We start from the raw sequence: 25,742 nt of genomic DNA, 5'->3' as shown, positions 1-25,742 counted from the left end.
TTCAGTGAGTTTTATCCTATAACAGGGCGCCTTCGGGCGCCCTGCGTTTTTTCTGATATTCCACGCTTTGATCTCCCGCGCTGTTCAGTTTTACCATTTCCCGCTACAGTGAAAACCCTGCGGTTACATCAGAAGGAAGGTGCCATGCTTTATATCTTCGATTTGGGTAATGTCGTTATTGATATCGATTTCAACCGGGTGCTGGGCGTCTGGAGCAAGCTGAGCAGCGCGCCGCTGGCAACGCTGAAAGAGCGTTTTGTGATGGGCGAAACCTTTGAACAGCATGAGCGTGGCGAAATCACCGATGAAGCCTTTGCCGAACGGTTATGCCATGAAATGGGCATCTCTCTGAGTTTTGAACAGTTTTCCGCGGGATGGCAGGCCATTTTCGTCTCCTTGCGTCCTGAAGTCATCGATATCATGCGGCGGCTGCGTCAAGAAGGGCATCGGGTGGTGATCCTTTCCAACACCAACCGCCTGCATTGCGCGCATTGGCCGGTACTGTTTCCGGAGGTGGAACAGGCCGCCGATCGTCTTTATCTCTCTCAGGATATCGGTTTGCGTAAGCCTGAAGTGGCCATCTACCGCCATGTCCTGACGCAGGAAGGCGCGACGGCCGATCAAGCCGTCTTCTTTGATGATAATCCCGCGAATATCGCCGCGGCGCAGGCATTGGGCATCCACAGCATTTTGGTGACCGATCGTCAGGCGGTGCCGGATTATTTTGCCTCGCTGGCGGTGACCAGCGAGTAACCTGGGTTTATGGCGCGCTGCTGCGGTAAATCCTTCCAGAATAGTGAAAACGGGAGCGGTAACGTTCAATGATCGCGTTAATTCAGCGAGTTTCCAGCGCCAGCGTGACGGTGGAAGATAGCGTCGTCGGGAAGATCGGCAGCGGATTGCTGGTGTTGCTGGGGGTTGAGCAAGGGGATGATGAACAAAAAGCGACGCGGCTTTGCCAGCGGGTGCTGGGTTATCGGATATTCAGCGATGATAATGGCAAAATGAACCTCAATGTGCGCCAGGCGGGCGGCAGCGTACTGGTGGTATCGCAATTTACGCTGGCGGCGGATACGCAGAAAGGCATGCGGCCCGGTTTTTCCCGCGGCGCGCACCCCGCGGAGGCCGAACGCCTGTATCACTATTTCGTCGGGCAGTGCCGCGAACGGGATATGCACACCGAAACCGGGCGTTTTGCGGCGGATATGCAGGTTGCATTGGTTAATGACGGGCCGGTGACGTTCTGGCTGCAAGTGTAAAGGCGGCAACGGCCGGCCACTCTTTTTTTATGAGGCATGTTTATGTATCACCTGAGAGTACCTGAAAGCGCAGAAGAACTTGATGCGTACTATCAATTCCGTTGGGAGATGCTGCGTAAACCGCTGCACCAGCCGCTGGGCTCGGAGCGTGACGCCTACGACGCACTGGCGCATCATCAGACGGTGGTGGACGAACAGGGGCGGCTGGTGGCGATCGGCCGGCTGTCCATTAATGCCGACAACGAAGCGGCCATCCGGTTTCTGGCCGTTCACCCCGACGTACGGGGAAAAGGGCTGGGAACGCTGCTGGCGATGACGCTGGAGTCGGTGGCGCGTCAGGAAGGGGTAAAGCGCGTCGTCTGTAGCGCCCGCGAGGATACGGTGGGCTTTTTCGCCAAGCTCGGTTTTATGAATCAGGGGGAAATCTCCGCGCCGCAAACCACGCCGATACGCCATTTTTTGATGATCAAGCCGGTGGAGACGCTGGATGATATTCTGCACCGCCCCGACTGGTGCGGGCAGTTGCAGCAGGCCTGGTATAATCGCATTCCGCTCAGTGAAAAAATGGGCGTGCGGATAAGCCAGTATACCGGCCAGAAATTTATCACCACCATGCCGGAAACCGGCAACCAGAACCCCCATCATACGTTATTCGCCGGCAGCATGTTTTCTCTCGCCACCCTGACCGGCTGGGGATTGATCTGGCTGCTGCTGCGTGAAAGACATTTGGGCGGAACCATTATTCTGGCCGACGCGCATATTCGTTACAGTACGCCGGTAAGGGGCAGGCCGAGCGCCATTGCCGATCTCGGCTCGTTGAGCGGGGATTTGGATCGCCTGGCGCGGGGACGGAAAGCCAGGGTGCAGTTAAATGTGGAGCTGTACGGCGACGATAAAAAAGGCGCGCTGTTCGAGGGCGTCTATATGGTATTGCCCGCCGCGCCGAAAGCGCCGCTGGAGCAGGGCGGCTCCGAAATCAGGTGACGGCGGCCCGTCACCTGATACGGTCGGTTTACTGCGGCGTTTCCGTTACGGTGCCTTGATGTATCTGCTGCCTGATTGGCTGCCCGTCGCCGCCGACGCCCTGCAATAAGCCGTTTAGCGTCGGTTTCAACGGCGTACCGACGGCGAGTTGCCCGTTCAGCTGTAGCTGTAGATTGGCGTTGTCTGCCGAAGCCGCTGCCTGAGCGGGCCATCCCCAGCGGGTTAAAATATCCGCCGGAACGGAGCGCCCGCTCAGCGTAAGCGAAAATTCCCTGGCAGGGCGTTGATCGATCGTCGCTTTGGCCTCCAGCAGACCGTTTTGCGTAAAGGCGCTAAGGTCGGTAAGCGAGATCTGGCGGTCGTCGGCCGTTAATGCCAGCGACGGCCGGCGGACATCGACTTTATTGAAGGTCGCATCGCTGGCGTTCAGGTTCAGCGAACCGGCCCACACGCCCCACTGATGATTGCGGGCCAGCAGCAGGTCGCTGCCGTATCCGTCCAGCGCGGTAAGCTGAAAAGGGAAATCCGGATTGATATCAATCAGCAAATTACGGTTGGCGGTGAATTTTTTCACCGCCACTTCCGCCAGCCAGTCCGGCAGCGTGGTTTGCCAGCGCTGACGCCAGTCGCCAGGTAAGGTGTACTCCATGCCCGCGACGACGAATTCGTCCAGCTGCAAACGGCGATTACTGCGGTGCCAGTTGCCGTCGGTGCGCAACAAACCGCCTTCCCAGCGGGTGGTGAACTGTTTGATTTCAACCCCGTCGGGAGAGAGCGCCAGATTAACGATAGGGTCGATGAGATGCATATTGCCGTTAACGATATCGGTGGCGTTGAACGACAGTTCACCGTCATCGCTTTGCCAGTCGTCCTGTTTGAAGGTGACGTTGCGCAGCGTAACGTCGAGATCGATAAATGCCCATCCCGGCCCTTCGATACGGGCATCAATCAAATCAAAACGGGAAACGGCGACGGCGGGCAAAGCGGTGATAGGTTGCCAGAATTCCCGGATGGTTCTTGGCGTTTGCAAACGCGCCTTGCTGAGACGCAGGTTGTCGATTTGCCAGCTCCCGTCTTCCGCCCGGCTGGCGTTGCCGGTTAACTGGCCTTGCGCCACGTCCGCGCCGAAGTTGCCCAGGGTGAGCTGATTCTGATTGATTTTGCCCTGCACCAGCACCTGGCTGGCGGGGATATCATTAAGCCGCAACGAACGGGCGCTGAGTTGGAAATTCCCCTGCTTGCCTAACAGGCGCCCCGCTTCAGGCCGCCAGGGCATAATGCCGCCGTTGACCTGTTGACCGTTTAAATGCCAGTCGTCGTCCTGCGCCTGAATCGCCATGGTGCGCAGTTGCAATACGTCCGCTTCGATTGGCAGGGATGCCGCGGTCGGCGACAGATTCAGCGTACCGCCTTCCAGCTCCAGGCTGGCGAAATGGCGCGGCTCGGTTATCTGACGCGCGCTCAGCCCGGTGGAAACCTGTTTGGCGGTGAGCGTCGGCGGCTGGTTTTTATAACCAAAGATGACGTCTTGCAGCACAATACGAGCGGGCCTGGACCAGCTATGGTCGATTTTCCCCAGGGAGACCTGATAGTCCGTGTTTTGATTTACCCAATTGCCGATGCGCGCTGAAGCCCAGCCGGTTTGCAGTAATACGTATAATATTACCAGCGCCAACAATGCCAGCAGCAGTAGGGTCAACAATAATTTCCCGATAAATCTCATCGTGTCAGTCCATGCCTGTCGTCAGGGATAACTGTTTTTATGCCGCAATTACCTTTAAGGCTCAACAGATAATGCAGTTACAGACAGTAAAAAGCGACCGGTGTTGCATCGTCGGTCGCTTTTATCAACGGTTAACAGAAATTATTGACGCGGATACAAATTATTTTTCGTCGTGGGGGAAAACCAGATTCAGCACAATCGCCGTAATACCGCCGGCGGCGATGCCGGAAGAGAGCAGGGTTTTCATCCAGTCCGGCGCAAATTGCAGAATCAGCGGTTGCTGCGAAACGCCCAGCCCCACGGCCAGCGAGAGCGCGATAATCATGATGGCGCGCCGGTTCAGCGGTTCACGCGACACGATGCGCACGCCGGAGGCGGCGATGGTGCCGAACATAACGATGGTGGCGCCGCCCAGCACCGGCTCCGGAATATGCTGCACAAAGCCGCTGACCGCCGGGAACAGCCCCAGAACAATCAGCATCAGCGCCACCACAAAGCCGACGTAGCGGCTGGCGACGCCGGTAAGCTGGATAACGCCGTTATTCTGCCCGAAACAGGAGTTGGGAAAGGTATTGAATACGGCGGACAGACAGGAGTTCAGGCCGTTGGCCAGCACGCCGCCTTTCAGCCGTTTCATATACAGCGGCCCGCTGACCGGCTGCTCCGATACGTCGGAGGTCGCGGTGATATCGCCGATGGTTTCCAGCGACGTCACCATAAACACCAGCATCAGCGGGATCAACAGATTCCAGTCAAAGCCCAGACCGTAATAGAGCGGCGTCGGCACCATGATGAAGGTGTCCTGTTCGGTCGGGGCGCCGCCCGGCAGCATATCCATCAGCCAGGCGCCGAGATAGCCGACCGCCATGGCGATCACCAGGGAGGCCACGCGCAGGTATGGGTTGCGCTGGCGGTTAAGCAGGATAATAACCAACAGCACGATGCCGGCCAGCAACAGGTTTTTCGGCGCGCCGAAGGTGTTGTTGTTCATCGCCGCATAGCCGCCGCCGATGGAGGTCAGGCCGACCTGAATCAGCGACAGGCCGATGATCATCACCACAATCCCCGATACCAGCGGCGTGATAATCCGGCGGGCCAGATGCAGAAAGCGCGACAGGATGATTTCGGTAAAGGAGGCGACCATCAAGGTGCCGAACAGCGCCGCCATCATGGTGGGAACGTCCGCGCCGCCGTTTTTCAGCGCCAGACCGCCCATGATCAACGGCGTGACGAAGTTAAAGCTGGTGCCCTGAATGGACAGCAGCCCCGACCCCACCGGTCCCCAGGTTTTGATTTGCAGAATAGAGGCCAGGCCGGAGGCAAACAGCGACATGCTGATGATATGTTGCGTATCTTGCGCCGGTAAACCCAGCGCCTGGCAGATCAATAGCGCGGGGGTGATCACCGCGACAAACATCGCCAGCAGATGCTGGCTGGCGGCAAACAGGGTTTGCGCCAGCGGCGGCCTGTCTTCCAGACGATAGATTAATTCACTGCGCTTGGGCGCGGCGGGTATCTCTGTTTGCGGGGTTTCCGTGGTGGCGTCGGTCATAATATGGCGTTCCTGAAACGACAAAGAGGGCATTGTAATCATCTCTTTTGCAAAAGCAAACGTTTGCTAAATGCGCCGCCGATATGAAATTGTCTGGTTGGCGGCAACGGATGATTCAAAGCGATCACGGGCCGGATTTGGCGCTCAGGACCCCATCGTCAGGCATTGGTATAGCGGGTGCGCTCCGGCAGCCAGCGTTCAATCAACGCCTTGGCATGGTCGGGATAACGTTGGTGGAGATGGCGGGCAACGCGCTGTACCTGAGGGATCAGCGCCTGATCGCGCAGGAGATCGGCGACTTTGAATTCCGCATTGCCCGTCTGGCGCGTTCCCAATAGCTCGCCCGGTCCGCGGATTTCCAAATCGCGCTGGGCGATAACAAAACCGTCGTTGCTGTCGCGCAGTACCTGAAGCCGTTTTTGCGCCGTTTTGCTGAGCGGCGTTTTATAAAGCAGTACGCAGTGAGAGGCCACCGCGCCGCGTCCCACTCGTCCGCGCAGCTGGTGAAGCTGCGCCAGCCCCAGCCGTTCGGGGTTTTCGATAATCATCAGGCTGGCGTTCGGCACGTCGACCCCCACTTCAATCACCGTTGTCGCCACCAGCAGTTGCAGATCGCCCTGTTTAAACGCCTGCATGACGGCTTGTTTTTCCTGCGCCTTCATCCGCCCATGGACTAATCCGACGCTGATGTCGGGCAGCGCCGCTTGCAGCTCCTGACAGGTCGCTTCGGCGGCCTGTGCTTCCAGCAGATCGGACTCTTCAATCAGCGTACACACCCAATAGGCCTGCCGACCTTCCTGCCGGCAGGCGTTGTCGACCCGTTGGATGACGTCATTGCGGCGCGAGTCCGGGATGGCGACGGTGGTGACCGGCGTTCTGCCCGGCGGCAGTTCGTCGATCACCGAGGTATCCAGATCGGCGTAGGCGGTCATCGCCAGCGTGCGCGGGATGGGGGTGGCGGTCATAATCAGCTGGTGCGGGTGAAATCCCTGCTCTTCGCCTTTTTCCCACAGCGCCAGACGCTGATGCACGCCGAAGCGGTGCTGTTCGTCAATAATCACCAGCGCCAGCCCGTTGAATTTTACCTGCTGCTGGAAGATGGCGTGGGTGCCGACCACCATCGCTACCCGGCCGCCGGCGATGGCGTCCTGCTGCGCCTCCCGCGCTTTTCCTTTCTGCTTGCCGGCCAGCCAGCCGACTGCGATACCCAGCGGTTCAAACCACTGGCGAAAATTATGCGCATGCTGTTCCGCCAGCAGCTCCGTCGGCGCCATCAGCGCCACCTGTTTGCCGTTGGCGATCGCCCGCAGCGCCGCCAGCGCGGCGACCAGCGTTTTTCCTGAGCCGACGTCTCCCTGCACCAGGCGCATCATGGGGAAATTTTTGGCCATATCGGCTTCAATTTCACCCGCAACCCGCTGCTGCGCCCGCGTCGGCGAGAAAGGCAGCGCCGACAGCAAACGCCGTTTCAGGGCGTCATTGGCCGCTAACGGCAGGGCGCGGTAGCTTTGCGCGCCGGCGCGCACCGCCAGCATGCTTAAATTATGCGCCAGCAGCTCTTCCATAATCAGCCGCTGCTGCGCCGGGTGCTTACCCTGCTCCAGCTCGCCGAGCTGAACGTCGGGCGGCGGCCGGTGCAGGATATGCAGGGCTTCGGGCAGGCTGATAAGCGAACGCCCCAGCTCTTCCGGCAGCAGTTCATCGATAGGATTGGCGTCCAGCAGCGCCAGCGCCTGGTCGGTGAGCTTGCGCAGGGTTGCCTGGCGCACGCCTTCGGTGGCGGGATAAACCGGCGTCAGGGTTTCCTGCGGTTCTATTTGCGGGGTATCGCCCTGGATGCGGTATTCCGGGTGGATGATTTCCGCGCCGATTTTGCCGCGTTTAATTTCGCCATAGGCAGTGACCCGCTGGCCCGGCGCCAGACTGTTCTTCATCGCGGCGTTGAAATTGAAAAAGCGCATGGTCAGCAGGCCGCTGCCGTCGCTGATTTGGCAGGTCAGCATGCGGCGCCGGCCGAAGGTGACGTCGTGGTGCAATACCTCGCCTTCCACCGTGGCGTACATGCCGGGAAGAAGATCCCCGATGGCGTACAGCCGGGTGCGATCTTCGTAGCGCGACGGCAGGTGCAGCAATAAATCCTGCACGGTTTCCAGCCCGAGGCGGGCCAGTTTGGCCGCCTGACTGGCACCCACGCCGGCAAGCGTGCTCAGCGGTTGGGTATTCAGCAGGCGGCCTCTCATCAGCACTCCGAGGATTGCATTGACGCCCACCAGGCGCTATCGGCGACGATCTGACCGCTGCCGTCGATATAAGGGCGGGGTAAACCTTTACGTTTGGCGACGCGCGCCAGTACCGGGTAGCCGCCTTCAAACAGCAGCCGCTGCTGTTCCGCGTCGTCCAGCGGGCTCTCTTGGCGCTGATACATGCCCGCCATCTGCCGTTGGCGCTGCGCTTCATACAGAATCAAGGCGCAGGCGACGGAGACATTCAGCGACTGCACCATGCCGGTCATCGGAATGATGATATCCCGATCGGCCAGCCGTAAGGCCTCTTTGCTGATGCCGGTTTTTTCCTGCCCCAGCAAAATGCAGGTCGGGCGGGTGTAATCAATTTCGCGGAAATCGACGGACTGCGGGGAAAGATGGGTGGCCAGAATCTGCATGCCCTGCGTTTTCAGGTGGCCGACCGCGTCATGGATGGTGCGGTGCGTTTTAACCTGCACCCAGCTATTGCTGCCGGCCGCGGAAGACGCCAGCGTTTTCATTCTGCTGCCGGGCCAGACGGCATGGATCCGATGGACGCCTACCGCATCGGCGGTGCGAATAACGGCGGACACGTTGTGCGGCTTATGCACCTGCTCCATGCAGACGGTCAGATCGGGCTGGCGGCAGCTGAGCATCTCTCTGATACGCGCGTAGCGTTGCGGTGTCATAGCGGTCAGTTTCGGTTACGGTTAACTTTTATTACATCCGGCATTACACGGATTTTGCGCATAACGTTCGCCAGATGAACGCGGTCGAGCGTGGTGAGACGGATAAAGGCGCTGTATACGCGGCCGTCCCTTTCTTCCGTATTGATACTCTGGATATTTGAATTGGCGGTATTGATGGCGGCCGCCAGATTGGCCAGCGCGCCCTGGTGGTTGAACATATCCACCTTGATTTCGGCGATAAACTCCTGCTCGGTCACCTTATCCCATTCCACCGCCATAAACTTCTCCGGCTCTTTCTGGTAACCGCGAATATTGCGGCAGGATTCGTGGTGGATAACCAGACCCTTACCGGGACTGACGTGAGCGATAATCGGATCGCCCGGAATGGGGCGGCAGCATTTGGCAAACGAGACCATCACGCCGTCGGCGCCTTTAATCGGCAGTTTGCGCGGCCCGGTGTTATCCAACTGGGATTGTTCATTGAGCAGGTTTTTCGCCACCACCACGCTCATGGCGTTGCCCAGTCCGATTTCCGCCATCAGATCGTCCAGCGTGGCGAGCTTCATTCTGTCCAGCTCAAGCTGAATATTCTTGGGCGGGATATCCGACAGTTTGCGGCCGCTGCCCAGCGCATGATTCAGCAACCGCCGGCCCAGGCTGACGGAGTCGTCGCGCTTGAGGTTCTTCAGCATCTGGCGGATTTTGGCGCGCGCTCGGGAACTGACCACAAAGTTCAGCCAGGCGGCGTTCGGTCTGGCGCCCGGCGCGGTAATGATCTCCACGGTCTGTCCGCTGGTCAGCGACTGCGATAGCGGATAGGGCTGGCGGTCGACTCTGGCGCCGACGCAGGCGTGGCCGATATCGGTATGCACGGCGTAGGCGAAGTCCACCGGCGTGGCGCCGGCCGGCAACTCCACAATGCGCCCTTCCGGCGTGAAAACGTACATTTCGTCCGGAAACAGGTCGGACTTAACGCTTTCGATAAATTCGAACGAGCTGCCGGCGCTCTGCTGCAATTCCAGCAGGCTTTGCATCCAGCGCTGGGCGCGAACCTGAGCGGTGGTGCTGCTTTCGCCTTCTTTATAGGCCCAGTGCGCGGCCACGCCCATTTCCGCCATCTGGTCCATATCATCGGTGCGGATCTGCACTTCCACCGGCACGCCATGCGGACCAATCAGCGACGTATGCAGCGACTGATAGCCGTTGGCCTTGGGAATGGCGATATAGTCTTTTACCCGGCCCGGACGCGGCTTGTACAGACTGTGCACCTGGCCCAACACGCGATAACAGGTATCCAGCTCCTTGACGATCACCCGAAAGGCGTAAATATCCATAATGGAATGGAAACGCTGCTCTTTGAGGTGCATTTTGCAGTAGATGGAGTAGAGATGCTTTTCGCGGCCGCTTACCCGGCAGGCGATCCCCGCTTCGGTCAGACGTCCTTCAATCTCGGCGAGGATTTTCTGGATCATCTCTTTGCGATTACCGCGGGCGGCCTTGACCACTTCTTTGATGACGCGGTAACGGTTGGGGTAGAGCGCTTCAAAACCCAGCTCTTCCAGCTCGGTCTTGAGGTGGTGAATACCCAGCCGATGCGCCAGCGGGCTGTATATTTCCAGCGTTTCGCGGGCGATGCGGCGGCGCTTGTCCGGACGTAGCGAACCCAGCGTGCGCATATTGTGGGTACGGTCGGCCAGTTTGATCAGAATGACGCGGATATCCTGCACCATCGCCATGATCATTTTGCGGAAGTTTTCCGCCTGCGCCTCTTTCTTGTCGCGGAACTTCAGCTTGTCCAGCTTGGAAACGCCTTCCACCAGTTCGGCGACGCTCTTGCCGAAAAGCTGCTCCATGTCCTGATAGGTGGCGGGCGTATCCTCTATCACGTCGTGCAGCAGCGCGGCCATCAGCGTTTCATAGTCGAGACGCATCTCGGCCAGAATACAGGCGACGGCAACCGGATGAGTGATATAGGGTTCGCCGCTGGAGCGAGTCTGCCCCTCGTGGGCATCACGCGCGACAAGATAAGCCTGCCGTAAACGTTTAATCTGCTCTTCCGGCAGATAACGTTGAATCAGCAGATTAAGGCTTTCAAAAAGATACAAGGGCGACTCGTGGTCTGATTAACGGCGGCCTTCAGCAATCGCGGTAACCGCCTGAATTTCCGCGGCTTCCTGCTCTTGCTGCTCCTGGCGGTCACGAACGTCCAGGATCTGGGCGTTGATCAGGCCTTCTTCGATTTCCCGCAGGGCGATCACCGTGTATTTGTCGTTCTCTTCAGGAACCAGCGGATCTTTACCGCCGGTCTGGATCTGGCGGGCGCGACGAGCAGCGACCAACACCAGGTCAAAACGATTACCAATTTTCTCTACAGCGTCTTGAACAGTTACGCGTGCCATAATGTGCTACTCCACAGGGAAATAAAATGACTGGGCATCATACTGAAAGAGCCGTCAGTCTGCCAATAGTTTGGTGATTAATGCGTCATGCCGTACTTTTTGCCTGCTTAAATGCAGACGTTCAGCGCGAATAATGGTTTTCAGATCGAGCAACGCCAAATCGAAATCGTCATTAACAATCAAATAATCATATTCTGCGTAGTGTGTCATCTCGGCCACGGCCTGCGCCATACGGCGGGCTATGACTTCCTCGCTGTCCTGACCGCGGCCGCGCAGGCGGCGCGCCAGCTCTTCCTTTGACGGCGGCAAAATAAAAATGCTGCGCGCCTGCGGCATCTGGCTGCGGATTTGCTGAGCGCCCTGCCAGTCGATATCCAGAAAAACATCCACGCCGGACGCCAGCGTCTGCTCGATGGCCAGCCGGGACGTGCCGTAGTAATTGCCGAAAACTTCCGCATATTCCAGAAATTCATTTTCCCGGATCATCCGTTTGAATTCATCAACCGGGACGAAGAAGTAGTGTTCGCCGTGGTTTTCCCCCGGTCGTCTGGCCCGTGTGGTATGGGAAATCGATACCTGGGTGTCATAAAGCGGCTGCGTTTTAAATAGCGCCTGAATCAAACTTGATTTTCCAGCCCCACTGGGAGCGGAAACGATATATAACGTGCCTTGGGCCATAATTGGAGTTTTATTAATTGCAATTAATTATTGATATGGATGCAGCAAGACGTGCATTTCCTCACATTATACACGGCAATATGCCATCAGTCGCGCGGTGATAAGCGGCATCGCAGAATGTTCTACCCTTATGCCACCAGAAACGCCCGCTGCCAACCTTTTCCTGACGCTTTGCGCAACCGATTCCGGTGGTTTTTGATACCGATGAAAAACGGCCAAAAACTTTGCGGGGCGTTTTGCATTGTTGGTTTTTCTCCCTCGTCTTACGTCGGCGACCGCGCTGTACTTGCCGTGCGCGGTTCGCACTCAGGGGGGAGGTCATATGAATTGCTGGTTCACACGGTTGGTCAGCGTAATATTGGCGGGGGTGGCCGGCGGGCCGTTAAGCGCCGCGCCCGTTTGTCCTGACTGGTCGGTCGGCCGAGCCGAAAAAGAGATGCTGATGCTGCGCCAGCAACTGGAGCAATGGGATGACGCTTATTATCAGGCGGGAACCAGTGCGGTGGAGGATGAGGTTTACGACCAACTGCGCGGCCGGCTGGAGCACTGGCGGCGTTGTTTTCACCCAGCCGGGCCGGGTTTTTCCATTCGCCTGCCGGACAGCGGCAAACAGGCGCATCCGGTGGCGCATACCGGCCTGAAAAAGCTATCCGACCGCGGGCAACTGTCACGATGGATAAAACAGCATCAGGATGTCTGGATCCAGCCCAAAATTGACGGCGTGGCGGTAACGCTGGTGTATCAACAGGGAAAACTGGCGTCGGCAATCAGCCGGGGCAACGGCTGGCGAGGAGAGGACTGGACGCAAAAAGTCCTGAATATTGCGGATATCCCCAACGAACTGAGCGGGGCGCCCGCCACGCTGGTGCTACAGGGGGAGCTGTTCCTTAAGGTGGCCGGCCATCGGCAGGATCTGCAAGGCGGAATCAATGCCCGGGCGGCGGTTGCCGGGGAGATGCGCCGCCGTCAGTCTTCATCCGTTTTGCCGCGCATCGGCGTTTTTATCTGGGAGTGGCCAGACGGCCCGGCCGCGCTGCCCGAGCGCCTTGAGGGATTACGGACGATGGGGTTCGCCATGACGGCCGATTATACGCATCGCATCTCCTCGCTGGAGGAGGCCGAACGCTGGCGGGAGCGCTGGTTTCGCCATCCCTTGCCCTTTGTCACCGACGGCGTGGTGATCCGTCAGGATAAAGAACCGCAGGGGCGCTATTGGCGAAATACTCCGGCCGACTGGGCCATTGCCTGGAAATATCCGCCGGTGCGGCAGGTGGCGGAGGTTAACGGCGTTGATTTTGCCATCGGCCGTACCGGCAGGATTAGCGTGGTGCTGAGGCTCAACCCGCTGCGGCTGGATGACAAGACGGTGCGCCGGGTCAACGTGGGGTCGCTATCGCGCTGGCGGCAATGGGATGTCCTGCCCGGCGATCAGATCGCCATCAGTCTGGCCGGGCAGGGTATCCCCCGGCTGGACAAGGTGGTGTGGCGGGTTGCAGAACGCGCCGCGGTCATTCCGCCGCCGGAGGGTGATTTTCATTCTCTCAGTTGCTTTCAATACAGCCTTGCCTGTCGGCAACAGATGGTTGCACGGCTGACCTGGCTCAGCGGCGAGCACGGGCTGAATCTTAAAGGCGTCAGCGAGGGGATGTGGCGCCGCTTGACGCAACAGGGCGTATTGCGTGACGTGGCGTCATGGTTGGCGCTGAGTAGGGAACAGATACAGGACGTGAAGGGGGTTGGCATCAAGCAGGCCAATAACCTTTATGACAATTTACAGCAGGCTCGTCAGCAGCCTTTGGCGCGTTGGCTGATGGCGCTGGGTCTTCCCTTGCCGCGCTCGGCCGGGAATGTGCTGGAGGATATAAGCTGGCCGCAGTTGCAACAGCTTAGCGCGTTGCAGTGGCGGCAGTTTCCGGGGATAGGCGCCAAGCGGGCTGAAGAGATCATGGCTTTTTTGCATCATCCGGCGGTGGTTGAGCTTATTGCCTGGCTGGGTAACGAGGGAATAAAAAATATAAGGGGCGCCGCTAAGCGGTAGTGTAACGGCTTTGTCGTTATACCGACACAGGCAAAACGCGCGCTGCGGTACTGAACTCCCCCATTATGACGTTGTCCTACAGCTTCGGATAATAAATAAGTTTTGTCGGAGCATTTGACGCGATGAAGTTTGGTCCCACGTTTTCACAGCCTAAGTTATCGTTAGTCTTGGCAATATATATCGGTTTTTTCCTTAATCTTTCGGTCTTTTATCGACGGTTTGATTCTTTTTCCATCGTCACGGGCACGCAAATATCAAAATTTCTCCCGGCGATGATTGAACTGGCCGCCTGTATATTGTCTACCTTTTTTCTTATGCGCATTATTTCGCTGGGCGGGCGCTATTTTTATCGCATCGTGGCTTCGCTGCTGGTCCTTATTTCCGTCGCCGCCAGTTATTACATGAGCTTTTACAATGTAGTTATCGGCTACGGCATTATTGCCGCCGTCATGACCACGGACATTGACCTTTCCAAAGAAGTTATCGGCCTCCATTTTATTCTGTGGATGCTGGCGGTCAGCGCATTGCCCTTGTTGCTGATTTGGAAAAACGAATTACGCCATACCTTGATTGAACAGCTGAAATCGCCGGGAAAGCGCCTGTCGCCGGTGCTGATTTTACTGGCCGTCATCGCGCTGGTGTGGTTGCCGATCCGCTATATGGACCGAGCCCAGTCGGTCTCTGAAAAATTTTCCAACGTTGATTTACCCAGCTATGGCGGCGTGGTGGCGCATTCCTACTTGCCGTCAAACTGGCTTTCCGCGCTGGGGCTGTTCGCCTACACGAAATATGACGAAAGCCTGGACTCGACGAATTTGTTCGATCCCGGCAAGCACTTTACCTATGTCCCGCCCAAAGGGATTGATGACACCTACGTGGTCTTTATCATCGGTGAAACCACCCGTTGGGATCATATGGGGCTGTTGGGGTATGAGCGCGACACCACGCCCAGACTGTCGAAAGAAAAAAATCTGGTCGCCTTCCGCGGTCACTCCTGCGATACCTCGACCAAGCTTTCCATGCGCTGCATGTTTGTGCGCGAAGGCGGTACGGAAGACAACCCTCAACGTACGCTGAAGGAGCAAAATATCTTTGCGGTACTCAAGGAGCTGGGGTTTACGTCCGAGCTGTTCGCGATGCAGAGCGAGGTTTGGTTCTATAACAGTATCGAAGCTGACAACTACTCTTTTCGCGAAATGATTGCGTCGGAAAAAAGCAACGACGGCAAGTCGGTGGACGACATGCTGCTGGTGGATGAAGTTAAGGAATCGCTGGAACGTTACCCACGCGGCAAGCATCTGATTGTGCTGCATACCAAGGGGTCCCATTATCTCTATTCGATGCGTTATCCCCGCAGTTATGCCCGCTATCAGCCGGAATGCATGGGGGTGGACGCCTCCTGTTCCCGCGAGCAGCTGATTAACGCGTTTGATAACAGCGTGCTGTATACCGACAGCTTTATCGATAACGTGATTAATCAGGTGCGGGATAAAAAAGCGCTGGTCTTTTATGCCTCCGATCATGGTGAATCCATCGATGATAACCATCACCTGCATGGTACGCCGCGCCATATGGCGCCGCCGGAGCAGTTCCGATCGCCGATGATAGTCTGGGCATCGGATACATTCCTGGCCGACCCCAATAATCTTAACGCCTTCGATCGGCTCAAGGCGCAACAGCGGATAGGTAAAACGCACCGCCACGAAGAGCTGTTCGACACCATCCTGGGATGCATTGGCTATACCTCGCCGGACGGCGGCATCAACCCGAAAAACAACTGGTGCCACAAGGGAAGTTAACCAGAGTTACGCACAAAGAGGCCGTCACCTGCGGTAGTAGGCAGGTTACGGCCTCTCGGATTACAAGATATGCCTCGCCTGCGGGCATGACGGATTACGCTGTTCTTTGTCGGCGAACCTGTTTTTCGCGGCGGGTCATAGGATCCTGCCTGGAGGACGCCAGTTTCAGCGCCACGTCCGGCGTGAGGTAGCGGCCGCCCGTCGCCACGGCGCGCTTCGCGGCCGGAACCAAACTCGCCGACCACCCGCATGTTCGGCATTGAATACTTTACCAACAGCCATAATCCTTTTTCTAAAAAGGGATTGACGCCTTAATAGGGTAGCAGTAATATGCGCCCGCACTCGGTGAGTGGCGCAGCCTGGTAGCGCACTTCGTTCGGGACGAAGGGGTCGGAGGTTCGAATCCTCTCTCACCGACCAAATCGACTTTCGGTAAGCGTCAGGAATAGACGGATACAGCCGGAAAGTACCAAGAAACCCGCATCCTGACTGGATTGGCGGGTTTTTTATTGCCTGTTATCTATCGGTGTACCCCGTTTACAGCCGGGAAGTTTAGTTATACGCTTAGTTATGCCTCGCCATATAACACCCCTCTGACCATGCGCCGGGAGCATGTACCACCAATACCCGGACAACACAGATTGATATCGACACCATCAATCAAAATTACAGAAATCCACCATGCCGCGTTTCTTGCTACCGAGATTTGGCCGTGGGCTAACCAACTCCTTTCTGATGAGTCGCCCTGGTATGCGCAATGTTGGATACTTAAATTTGTATCACACCAAAATCCCCACGGCCTAACAAAGAAAAAAAACGCCACTGTTGCTTTCTACCCTGGTTGCCTGCGTTATGGGAATGTCTGCCGCTCACGCGGCGCAGACGGTCTCGTTAGGCTATGCGCAGGCGAATGTTGATGGTTTCAAAGATCTGAAAGGTGTTACCGCCAAGTACCATTATCAGGGTGATTCCGCTCTCGGTATTATTGGTTCTTTCACCTATATGGGGGCGAAAGAGGACTTTTACGATCGGGAGTTTGATTCCCACGAGCGTGATAAGGCCAAATATTACTCCCTGCTGGTAGGGCCGTCTTACCGTTTTAACGATATCGTGAGCATCTATGGTCTGGCGGGGATTGGCTACGGTAAAGTGGACTGGAAATACTCCGAGCCATTTTATAGTGAATCCGGCAGCGAAAAGAAATCCAAATTTGCCTACGGCGTGGGTGTGCAAATCGCCCCTGTTGAAAACTGGGTGATTGATGTCGGTTACGAGGGGACAAAAATATACGACTCCCGTATCGATGCTTTCAACGTTGGGGTAGGTTACCGCTTCTGATTGGCCGCCTCATCGATTAACCGGCGGGCTTTCCGGCCTGTCGGTTATCTCCCGCACTACGCCTCGTAATGCTCTCCAGCGATCGGTTGCCGTCGTCATGGCAGCGCCTGGGCGCAGGCCCAGGCCGAACTCCAGGCCCACTGAAAATTGTAGCCGCCGAGCCAGCCGGTGACATCGACCACTTCCCCGATAAAATAGAGGCCCGGTACTTTATTGGCTTCCATGGTTTTTGACGACAGCTCCCGGGTATCCACGCCGCCCAACGTGACTTCCGCCGTCCGGTAGCCTTCCGTGCCGTTGGGCTGCACCCGCCATTGGCTGATGTTTTTCTCGATTTGTAATTGCCGGGCGGCGTTCAGCTGTTTCAGCGTGACATCCGGCAATTGCCCAAGCGTTTGCAGACATTCGACCAGCCGTTTGGGGAGCCATTGCGACAGGGTATTTTTCAGGCTTTGATTGGGATGAGCCAGCCGTTCATCATTAATCAGCGCCGCCATATCCTGATTAGGCAGCAAATTAATGGTTACCCACTCGCCCGCCTGCCAATAGCTGGAGAGCTGAAGCACCGCAGGACCGGAAAGCCCCCGATGGGTAAACAGGATGTTTTCCCGGAACGTCACGCCATTTTCCGCGGTTATCACCGCCGGTACGGAGACGCCGGATAGCGTCTGCAGGTGTTCCAGCAACGGTTTATGCAGGGTAAAAGGCACCAGCGCGGCACGCGTCGGCAAGACGTTTAACCCGAATTGCCGGGCGATTTGATAACCGAACGGCGTCGCTCCCAGGCCCGGCATGGACAGGCCGCCGCTGGCAATCACCAGCGCCGGGCTATGCAGCGCCGCGCCGTTGGCCAATTGCAATATGAACGTATCGCCCGTTTTTTCCACCGCCGCCACTTCACTGCGCAAACGTAGCGCGACGTCGGCCCGCTCGCACTCCTTGAGCAGCATATCGACGATCTGCTGGGCCGAGTCATCGCAAAATAGCTGGCCGAGGGTTTTTTCGTGGTAGGCGATATGGTGGCTATTCACCAGGCTGATAAAGTCCCACTGGGTATAGCGCGCCAGGGCGGATTTACAGAAGTGGGGATTCTGGGAAAGATAAGCCGCGGGTTCGACGTACAGATTGGTAAAGTTGCAGCGCCCGCCGCCGGACATCAGAATTTTACGCCCGGGCTTTTTGCCGTTGTCGAGCAGCAGAACGCGCAATCCCCGCTGCCCCGCCTGCGCGGCACAGAACAACCCCGCCGCGCCGGCGCCGATAATGACAACGTCAAACTGTTCCACCATGATCTCTCCGGTTATGGGTTCTGGGCGTGGCTATCCAGCTATGAATGCCTGCAACCTGCGGGCGGCAAATTGTAGTGTCCGTTTCCGCCGGATGCCAGCGTAACAATTTGCGTGTTTTGGTAAAAATGTATAATTTGTTGATTTTTATATATTAAGTGAATAGATCGCCATAATTCATTACCCCCTAAGTCAAAAAAAAGTCATATTTCCCTTTTCCCCGCCCCCGCTTGTCGCAGATAATGCGCCGCGTTCATGACCACTAAATGGCCTAACGCTTATGCTACATTTATTTGCCGGACTGGATTACTACACCGGCCTGATGTTGATACTGGCTCTGTTGTTTGTATTGTTTTATGAAGCTATCAATGGCTTCCACGATACGGCCAATGCAGTCGCTACCGTTATTTATACCCGCGCCATGCGCGCGCAGTTCGCCGTCGTTATGGCGGGCGTGTTTAACTTTTTCGGCGTGCTGCTGGGGGGATTAAGCGTTGCTTACGCCATTGTCCACCTGCTTCCCACGGATTTATTGCTGAATGTGAGTTCGGCTCACGGTCTGGCGATGGTCTTTTCCATGCTGCTGGCCGCCATTATCTGGAATCTCGGGACCTGGTATTTCGGGCTTCCGGCCTCAAGTTCGCACACCTTGATCGGCGCCATCATCGGTATCGGTTTAACCAACGCTCTGCTGACCGATACCTCCGTGGTGGATGCGCTTAATGTTCCCAAGATGATCGCTATTTTCCTGTCGTTAATTTTATCGCCGATTGTGGGGATGATTATCGCCGGTCTGATGGTCTTCTTGTTGCGCCGTTTCTGGAGCAATAGTAAAAAACGCAAGCGCGTACACCTCACGCCAAGCGATCGCGAAAAGCAGGATGGCAAACGCAAACCACCGTTCTGGACGCGCACCGCGCTGATTTTATCCGCCATCGGGGTAAGTTTTTCACACGGCGCCAATGACGGTCAGAAAGGCATCGGTCTTATCATGCTGGTGCTGATTGGCGTGGCGCCCGCCGGGTTTATCGTCAATATGAACGCTTCCGGCTATGACATCAGCCGTACCCGCGATTCCGTTATCAACCTACAGGAATATTATCAGCAGCACGGTCCGGCGCTGGCGCATGTCATCGATCTGTCGCCGCCGTTAATTCCGTCACCGGAAAAAACCATTCCGGCAAATGGCAACGGCGCGGTCGAGTTCTACTGCGATAGCTCCCGCGTGATGATCGCCATCGAGCAGACTCAGAGCCTGCTGAGCAATCTGAAAAGCTACGAGCAGCTGAATGCGGACGATCGCGGCAAGGTTCGCCGGCTGCTGATGTGCATTGCCGATACCATGGATCGGATTATCAAGCTGCCGGAAACGCCGTCCGACGACAAACGCTATTTGAGCAACCTGCGTAAAGACCTGTTGCAGACTATCGAGTACGCGCCGATTTGGATCATTATCGCCGTCGCCCTCGCGCTTTCACTGGGTACGATGGTGGGCTGGAAACGGGTAGCGACCACCATCGGCGAGAAAATCGGCAAGAGAGGAATGACCTATGCGCAGGGCGTTTCGGCGCAGGTTACCGCGGCCTTGTCGATTGGCGTCGCCAGTTATACCGGGATGCCGGTTTCCACCACTCACGTGTTGTCCTCCGCGGTTGCCGGGACGATGATCGTCGATGGCGGCGGCGTGCAGAGTAAAACGGTGAAAAATATCCTGCTGGCCTGGGTGCTGACGCTGCCGGTATCGCTGCTGCTGTCCGGCACTTTGTACTGGCTGGCATTAAAACTTATTTAGCGATAAGGCTTTCTGCCGTCATAAAATATAAAAAAGGCGATGCTTAACCGGATCGCCTTTTTATTTTAAGTACCTGTTCATTATTTCAATACCAGATCAGCATCGCCACCAAACTGATAACCACCAGTCCGCACAGGGCCGTGGTGAGCAGAAACTGACCCCGCACCCTTTCACAGCGGCGCACAAACTCGGGATCGTGATGCTCAAGATAACGCTGGGCGTAGATATAGCGCACCAGTCTGATCTGTTTACTTGGCTGACCATGTGATGTGAAGAAACCGCCCCCATCCACGTATTGATACAGCAGCGGATCGCAGTCGCGCAATATCAGCAGTAATACGCGTAATGAGGAATAATATCGAGCCATATTGATGATGCAGACAACACATAAAGCCCAGAAAAGCGCAAATGTACTGATCATGCTTCCCTCCCGGTTCCCGATTGTGCTATTCGCCGGTGGCGATGGCAGTGCAGGTTTTGCCAATGACACCGCTGCGAATATTTATGCCACACGTTTTCACGTGATTTTATAGTGCGCCCGGATGACCAAATGCATCACGGTTAACCCTATGGTTATTTTCTTCCCTTGAGGATGGATCGCCCTCACTTTTATTGTAGAGGAGGAAGCTGTTTTTTTGCTACAGATACAGCAAAATCGGCGCAGTAGACAATTTTCTCTGTGGTAATGCCCTGAATTGAAGAAGAAACTGCGTGATTTGACCGCAAAAATAAGCGCTTTCCACTACACTTATCAATATCATTGACAGGATTAAAAACGGATCTTTGATGAAAGAATCAAAATGTTAGGTCGTCATAATCTGGTGTTTTCAGCCGTCGTTCGCTAAAGCGCGCCGTTGTGATCTGCTGAACATAACCATAATGCAGCGGGGTGTTATCATATAATCCGCTGTTAAGTATCAGATTGGCAGGAGAAAATCTGCTGACCCATCATTAGTCTTTACGGAAGGAGTCTTATTATGGCTTACAAACATATCCTTATTGCTGTTGACCTTTCTCCGGAAAGCAAAGTGTTAGTGGAAAAGGCGGTCTCCATGGCGAGGCCGTATAACGCGAAAGTGTCTTTAATTCATGTCGATGTGAATTATTCCGATCTCTACACCGGGCTTATCGACGTCAATCTGGGCGATATGCAGCAACGGATCTCTGAAGAAACGCAGAATGCGTTGACCGAGCTTTCTCAGAATGCCGGTTACCCTATTACCGAAACATTGAGCGGTAGCGGCGATCTCGGGCAGGTTCTGGTGGATGCCATCAAGAAATACGATATGGATTTGGTGCTCTGCGGCCACCATCAGGATTTCTGGAGCAAGCTTATGTCTTCCGCGCGTCAGCTGATTAACACGGTTCATATCGATATGCTGATTGTTCCGCTGCGGGAAGACGACGACGACGAATAAAAATCATCGCTGTCCGGCGACCTGTTCTGCTGACAAAAGGCACGGCCCGCGGGCGGTGCCTTTTGTTGTATGACAAGCAGTTTAAGGCTTACATCATAATGAAAATTAAGCACTTACCTTTTGATCAGAGTGTTAATGGCTGGTCGGCAATCATTGGCGATAAGCTGGATTATCCGCAGCAGCAGGGGAAAACCACGGCGGACTGGCTGATTATCGGCGCGGGCTACGCCGGTACCGCATTCGCCCAGCGGCTCGCCGAACAGCGTCCTGATGAACATATCGTACTGCTCGATGCGGGTGAGATCGGGGACAACGCCTCCGGGCGCAATTCCGGTTTCGCGATCGAACTGCCGCATAACATCGGCAGTTCGACCGCCGAATTGGAAAAAGCGGCCGCTTACCGGCGCCTGCTGCAATTTGGCGTCTCCCATCTGCAAGAGCGGGTGGCGCGCCATGGGATCAACTGCGACTGGAGCAGCGCCGGAAAGTATCACTGCGCGGTGAGCCCGAAATTCAACGGGCTGATCGATGCCTATGTCCGTGAGCTTGACAATCTTGGCGAAGCCTATCAGGTTGTGGAGAAGGACGCGCTTGCCCGTCGTCTCGGCACCCATTTTTATCATCGGGCCGTCTACACCCCAAACTGTATTTTGCTTAATCCCGCGGCGTTGATGCAGGGACTGGTGGCGTACCTGCCGGAAAACGTTACCGTTTACGCGAACTCACCGGCGCTGAGCATTGACGCCGGCGCGCGTATTCATGTGGAAACGCCGCACGGCGAGATCCGCGCCCGCAGGCTGATGATGGCGATCAACGGCGCGGCGCGCGGCCTGCCGCTGTTTAAAGGGCGGCTATTCGCGATAGCGACCTTCGCTACCCTGACCGAACCGCTCAATGCGCAGCAGCTCCAGCGCGTCGGCGACATGGCCGACTGGGGCGTTACGCCGGTCAATGCCCTGGCCGGCGCCACGCTGCGCTACACGCGCGATCGCCGTTTCCTGATCCGCGAGCAGGTGAATTTTACGCCGGGTCTGACCACCGGCGCGCTGGAAACCGGGCGCCATGCGCGGCGTCACGCGGCGATATTCGCCCGGATATTCCCGCAGTTGAAAGATGTGGCGATGGCGCATACCTGGTCCGGCCTGATTAGCGTTACGCGAAACGGCGCGCCGATCTGGGGACAGCTGGCGGACAATGTGTATGCCGCCGCCGGCTGCAATGGCTCGGGTCTGTCGAAACAGACCGCCGCGGGGCGTATCCTGGCCGATTTTGCGTTGGGCGAGGATAATCCGCTGATTGGCGATATGCAGTCGCTTGGGCAGGCCGGCTATTTACCGCCGCGGCCGTTTCTTGATATCGGGGTGCGGGGTTATCTGGCGAGAGAGAGATGGCGGGCGCGCAGCGAGAGGTAATGACCCTATTCTGTTTGCGCGTTCTGTGCGGCAACGACAATAAAAAACCGCCTGGTGACCTGTGAGCGGCGCTCCCGAAGGCGGCAACGCCGCGCGATTACCGCTCCAGCGGCAGATAAAAATCGAAGCGGTGGCTTTTGGTTTCCAGCATGGACTGCGCCGGCACCCCCGCCAGCGGCGGGGCGTAGTCCGGCCGTTTTACCACCACGCGTTTTTTGGCGATGCGCCGGGCGGGCGCCAGCAGTTCATCGGCGTCGTCGTCACTCCCTACCAGTGATTGAAACACCCGCATCTCTTTTTTCACCAGCGCGCTTTTTTGTCGATGGGGAAACATCGGATCGAGGTACACCACGTCGGGGAGCGGGGTGATATCCTCTAACGCGTGCAGGCTGGAGGCGTGCAGCAGCGTCAGCCGCTCGCGCAGCCACGGGCCGATCTCCGCATCCTGATAGCCGCGCCGCAATCCGTCATCCAGCAGCGCCGCCACCACGGGATTCCTCTCCAGCATGCGCACCCGACACCCTAATGAGGCGAGAACAAACGCATCGCGCCCCAGCCCCGCCGTGGCGTCGACCACATCGGGCAGGTAATCCTTTTTGATTCCGACCGCTTTGGCGACCGCTTCGCCGCGTCCGCCGCCGAAACGGCGGCGGTGCGCCATCGGCCCTGAGACGAAATCGACATAGATCGCCCCCAGGCGGGGTTCGTCCTGTTTACGCAGTTCCAGACGTTCCGGCGTCAGCGCCAGCGCCATAACGGCGCCGGGATCGGCGATCAATCCCCAGCGCTCGGCCAGCAAAGGCAAGGCGCCGCGATCGGCGCCTTCCTCGGTTAATAGGCAGATCTTCATCCTTTGCTGCCATTCATCCCTTGATACCGTAGTGGTGCAGCATGGCATCCAGCTGCGGCTCGCGGCCGCGGAAGCGTTTGAACAGTTCCATCGGCTCTTCGGATCCGCCGCGCGACAATATATTGTCCAGGAAAGACTGGCCGGTTTCGCGGTTGAATATCCCCTCTTCCTGGAAACGGGAATAGGCATCGGCCGCCAGCACGTCGGCCCACAGGTAGCTGTAATAACCCGCCGCGTAACCGCCGGCGAAGACATGGCTAAACGCGTGCGGGAAGCGTCCCCAGCTTGGACTTGGCACCACGGCGACCTGCGCTTTGACTTCCGCCAGCGTCGGCAGAATCTGCGCGCCTTTGGCGGGGTCGAATTCGGCATGCAGGCGGAAATCGAACAGCCCGAATTCGAGCTGACGCAGGATAAATAGCGCCGCCTGATAATTTTTCGCCGCCAGCATTTTATCCAGCAGTTCCCGCGGCAGCGGCGCGCCGGTTTCATAATGGCCGGAGATAAAGGCCAGCGCCTCCGGCTCCCAGCACCAGTTTTCCATAAACTGGCTCGGCAGCTCGACGGCGTCCCAGGGCACGCCGCTGATGCCGGCCACGCCCGCGGTATCAACCCGCGTCAGCATATGGTGCAGGCCGTGGCCGAACTCATGGAACAGCGTGGTGACTTCATTGTGGGTGAACAGCGCCGGTTTACCGCTGACCGGGCGGTTGAAGTTGCAGGTCAGGTAGGCCACCGGTTTTTGCAGTTCGCCGTCGCCTTTGCGCAGGTTACCGACGCAGTCGTCCATCCAGGCGCCGCCGCGTTTGTGTTCGCGGGCGTAGAGATCGAGATAGAAGCTGCCGCGCAGTTCGCCGCTTTCGTCAAACAGATCGAAGAAACGCACCTCCGGGTGCCACACATCCACGTCTTTGCGCTCTTTGGCGGTGATGCCGTAAATGCGCTTAACCACTTCGAACAGCCCTTCGACCACCCGCTGTTCCGGGAAGTAGGGGCGAAGCTGCTCGTCGCTGATGGCGTAGAGGTGCTGCTTCTGCTGTTCGCTGTAGTAGGCGATATCCCACGGCTGTAAATCCTCGACGCCGTAATGTTCTTTGGCGAAGGCGCGCAGCTGCGCCAGCTCTTCTTCCGCCTGGGGACGCGCGCGTTTGGCCAGATCGGACAGGAAGTTGATAACCTGCTGGGGATTTTCCGCCATTTTGGTGGCCAGGGATTTATGCGCATAGCTGTCGAAGCCGAGCAGTTGCGCCAGTTCATGACGCAGCGCCAGCTCTTCCGCCATGATGTCGCTGTTGTCCCATTTGCCGGCGTTCGGTCCCTGATCGGAGGCGCGGGTGGCATAGGCGCGGTACATTTCCTCGCGCAGCGCCTGATTGGAGCAATAGGTCATCACCGGGAGATAGCTGGGGATATCCAGCGTCAGCAGCCAGCCGTCCTGCTCTTTGGCTTCCGCCTGCGCTTTGGCGGCGGCCAGCGCGCTTTCCGGCAGGCCATCCAGCTCGGCGACGTCGGTTATCAGCTTGCTCCAGCCCATGGTGGCGTCCAGCACGTTGTTGCTGTAGCGGGAGCCGAGTTCGGACAGACGCGCGGCAATTTCGCCATAGCGTTTCTGTTTCTCGGGCGGCAGACCGATACCGGACAGTTCAAAATCGCGCAGCGCGTTATCGACGGCTTTCTTTTGCGCCACGCTCAGGGCGGCGTAATGCTCGCCCTCCTTCAGGCTGCGGTACGCCTGATACAGCCCGGCGTGCTGCCCGACCCAGGTGCTGTACTCGGACAGCAGCGGCAGGCACTGCTCGTAGGCGCCGCGCAGCTCCGGGCTGTTTTTTACCGCGTTCAGATGGCTAATCGGCGAGAAAATGCGACTGAGACGATCGTCGCTGTCCGCCAGCGGCTGGCAAAGGTTATCCCAGGTAAAGGGACCCGGCTGTGCAACCACGCGCTCTACGGTCTCACGGCATGTTTCCAGCGCGGATTTGACCGCCGGAACGATGTCCTCGGTTTTAATTTTGGAAAAGGGCGGCAGGGTAAATGGGGACAGTAATGGATTCGTCATAGCGCAGTCCTAATGAGGGTGGATAGCCCGATTGGCGATAAGGCTACTATAAATGGCTGATTAACCATTAAGATGAGGTCAATTATCGTTAAAATCAATGGCGGCGCGCGCGGCGGATGAATTTATCCCCGGCGGCCAGCCGTGGCGGCGCTATTGAGGCTGTTCCCTCTTACCGCCTCCGGCAACGCAGTTCACTTTTTATCGGCCAGACGGTTTATACTGATAG

General features: G+C 57.1%; 20 protein-coding genes, 1 tRNA gene and 1 pseudogene. 10 read left to right on the top strand and 12 right to left on the bottom strand.

Annotated elements, in window-relative coordinates; genetic code table 11:
* Positions 1-144 precede the first annotated feature (144 nt).
* From yihX to fabY, 3 genes are all read left to right on the top strand, one after another.
* Entirely contained in the window at positions 145-753 is a 609-nt protein-coding gene (gene yihX / locus EH206_RS22280; protein ID WP_009115017.1) for a glucose-1-phosphatase, read from the top strand.
* 68 nt (positions 754-821) lie between these two features.
* Positions 822-1,259 (top strand): D-aminoacyl-tRNA deacylase, encoded by a 438-nt coding sequence (gene dtd, locus EH206_RS22275; protein WP_009115016.1) that lies wholly within the window; start codon positions 822-824, stop codon positions 1,257-1,259.
* A gap of 42 nt (positions 1,260-1,301) precedes the next feature.
* The gene (gene fabY, locus EH206_RS22270; protein ID WP_009115015.1) at positions 1,302-2,243 is read left to right on the top strand and encodes a fatty acid biosynthesis protein FabY; all 942 of its coding nucleotides are present in this window, start codon (positions 1,302-1,304) and stop codon (positions 2,241-2,243) included.
* Positions 2,244-2,271: 28 nt separating this feature from the next.
* Here the strand turns inward: fabY and EH206_RS22265 are convergent, their stop codons facing one another.
* The 7 genes from EH206_RS22265 to gmk all read right to left on the bottom strand — a co-directional run bounded on the left by EH206_RS22265 (position 2,272) and on the right by gmk (position 11,527).
* The gene (locus EH206_RS22265; protein ID WP_009115014.1) at positions 2,272-3,966 is read right to left on the bottom strand and encodes an AsmA family protein; all 1,695 of its coding nucleotides are present in this window, start codon (positions 3,964-3,966) and stop codon (positions 2,272-2,274) included.
* Positions 3,967-4,126: 160 nt separating this feature from the next.
* Positions 4,127-5,518, bottom strand: coding sequence for a nucleobase:cation symporter-2 family protein (locus EH206_RS22260; protein ID WP_009115013.1), 1,392 nt, complete (start codon positions 5,516-5,518; stop codon positions 4,127-4,129).
* Positions 5,519-5,676: 158 nt separating this feature from the next.
* On the bottom strand, positions 5,677-7,758 hold the full coding sequence (gene recG / locus EH206_RS22255) for an ATP-dependent DNA helicase RecG (protein WP_009115012.1): 2,082 nt from the start codon (positions 7,756-7,758) through the stop codon (positions 5,677-5,679).
* Entirely contained in the window at positions 7,758-8,450 is a 693-nt protein-coding gene (gene trmH, locus EH206_RS22250) for a tRNA (guanosine(18)-2'-O)-methyltransferase TrmH (RefSeq protein WP_009115011.1), read from the bottom strand. The genes recG and trmH overlap by 1 nt, the downstream gene beginning before the upstream one ends.
* Positions 8,451-8,455: 5 nt before the next feature.
* Positions 8,456-10,555, bottom strand: a complete 2,100-nt coding sequence (gene spoT, locus EH206_RS22245; RefSeq protein ID WP_009115010.1) for a bifunctional GTP diphosphokinase/guanosine-3',5'-bis pyrophosphate 3'-pyrophosphohydrolase — start codon at positions 10,553-10,555, stop codon at positions 8,456-8,458.
* A gap of 18 nt (positions 10,556-10,573) precedes the next feature.
* Entirely contained in the window at positions 10,574-10,849 is a 276-nt protein-coding gene (gene rpoZ, locus EH206_RS22240; protein WP_009115009.1) for a DNA-directed RNA polymerase subunit omega, read from the bottom strand.
* 54 nt (positions 10,850-10,903) lie between these two features.
* A complete protein-coding gene (gmk, locus tag EH206_RS22235; RefSeq protein ID WP_009115008.1) occupies positions 10,904-11,527 on the bottom strand; it encodes a guanylate kinase in 624 nt (207 codons plus the stop codon).
* Positions 11,528-11,849: 322 nt separating this feature from the next.
* On the opposite strand from gmk, the gene ligB reads away from it, so the two are divergent.
* Positions 11,850-13,565 carry an NAD-dependent DNA ligase LigB gene (gene ligB, locus EH206_RS22230; RefSeq protein ID WP_009115007.1) on the top strand — a complete coding sequence of 572 codons (1,716 nt, stop codon included), beginning with the start codon at positions 11,850-11,852 and terminating at the stop codon, positions 13,563-13,565.
* 122 nt (positions 13,566-13,687) lie between these two features.
* Positions 13,688-15,364, top strand: a complete 1,677-nt coding sequence (eptB, locus tag EH206_RS22225; RefSeq protein WP_009115006.1) for a kdo(2)-lipid A phosphoethanolamine 7''-transferase — start codon at positions 13,688-13,690, stop codon at positions 15,362-15,364.
* Between the two features lie 115 nt (positions 15,365-15,479).
* On the opposite strand, the pseudogene EH206_RS22220 reads toward eptB, so the two are convergent.
* Positions 15,480-15,587, bottom strand: a pseudogene (locus EH206_RS22220) (transcriptional regulator UhpA); the annotation flags it as partial.
* A gap of 120 nt (positions 15,588-15,707) precedes the next feature.
* Here EH206_RS22220 and EH206_RS22215 point away from each other — a divergent pair.
* Together EH206_RS22215 and EH206_RS22210 are read left to right on the top strand one after the other, a co-directional pair.
* Positions 15,708-15,784: transfer RNA gene (locus EH206_RS22215), tRNA-Pro, on the top strand.
* Positions 15,785-16,222: 438 nt separating this feature from the next.
* Entirely contained in the window at positions 16,223-16,702 is a 480-nt protein-coding gene (locus tag EH206_RS22210) for an Ail/Lom family outer membrane beta-barrel protein (protein ID WP_232216555.1), read from the top strand.
* Between the two features lie 95 nt (positions 16,703-16,797).
* Here the strand turns inward: EH206_RS22210 and EH206_RS22205 are convergent, their stop codons facing one another.
* Entirely contained in the window at positions 16,798-17,988 is a 1,191-nt protein-coding gene (locus tag EH206_RS22205; protein WP_040344214.1) for a BaiN/RdsA family NAD(P)/FAD-dependent oxidoreductase, read from the bottom strand.
* A 280-nt stretch (positions 17,989-18,268) separates the two neighbouring features.
* On the opposite strand from EH206_RS22205, the gene pitA reads away from it, so the two are divergent.
* Positions 18,269-19,780, top strand: coding sequence for an inorganic phosphate transporter PitA (pitA, locus tag EH206_RS22200; protein WP_009115003.1), 1,512 nt, complete (start codon positions 18,269-18,271; stop codon positions 19,778-19,780).
* A gap of 85 nt (positions 19,781-19,865) precedes the next feature.
* On the opposite strand, the gene uspB is transcribed toward pitA, so the two are convergent.
* A complete protein-coding gene (gene uspB / locus EH206_RS22195) occupies positions 19,866-20,201 on the bottom strand; it encodes a universal stress protein UspB (RefSeq protein ID WP_009115002.1) in 336 nt (111 codons plus the stop codon).
* 556 nt (positions 20,202-20,757) lie between these two features.
* Here uspB and uspA point away from each other — a divergent pair.
* Together uspA and EH206_RS22185 are read left to right on the top strand one after the other, a co-directional pair.
* On the top strand, positions 20,758-21,198 hold the full coding sequence (gene uspA / locus EH206_RS22190; RefSeq protein WP_009115001.1) for a universal stress protein UspA: 441 nt from the start codon (positions 20,758-20,760) through the stop codon (positions 21,196-21,198).
* Between the two features lie 98 nt (positions 21,199-21,296).
* Positions 21,297-22,610, top strand: a complete 1,314-nt coding sequence (locus tag EH206_RS22185) for an NAD(P)/FAD-dependent oxidoreductase (RefSeq protein WP_009115000.1) — start codon at positions 21,297-21,299, stop codon at positions 22,608-22,610.
* A 97-nt stretch (positions 22,611-22,707) separates the two neighbouring features.
* Here the strand turns inward: EH206_RS22185 and rsmJ are convergent, their stop codons facing one another.
* Positions 22,708-23,460 (bottom strand): 16S rRNA (guanine(1516)-N(2))-methyltransferase RsmJ, encoded by a 753-nt coding sequence (gene rsmJ, locus EH206_RS22180; RefSeq protein ID WP_040343532.1) that lies wholly within the window; start codon positions 23,458-23,460, stop codon positions 22,708-22,710.
* 13 nt (positions 23,461-23,473) lie between these two features.
* Positions 23,474-25,516, bottom strand: coding sequence for an oligopeptidase A (gene prlC, locus EH206_RS22175; protein WP_009114998.1), 2,043 nt, complete (start codon positions 25,514-25,516; stop codon positions 23,474-23,476).
* Positions 25,517-25,742: the final 226 nt, after the last annotated feature.

It is taken from the genome of Brenneria nigrifluens DSM 30175 = ATCC 13028 (genome assembly GCF_005484965.1).
GTDB lineage: Bacteria > Pseudomonadota > Gammaproteobacteria > Enterobacterales > Enterobacteriaceae > Brenneria > Brenneria nigrifluens.
Note: the sequence above shows the minus strand (reverse complement) of the source record. Positions and strands in the feature narration are given on the sequence as shown.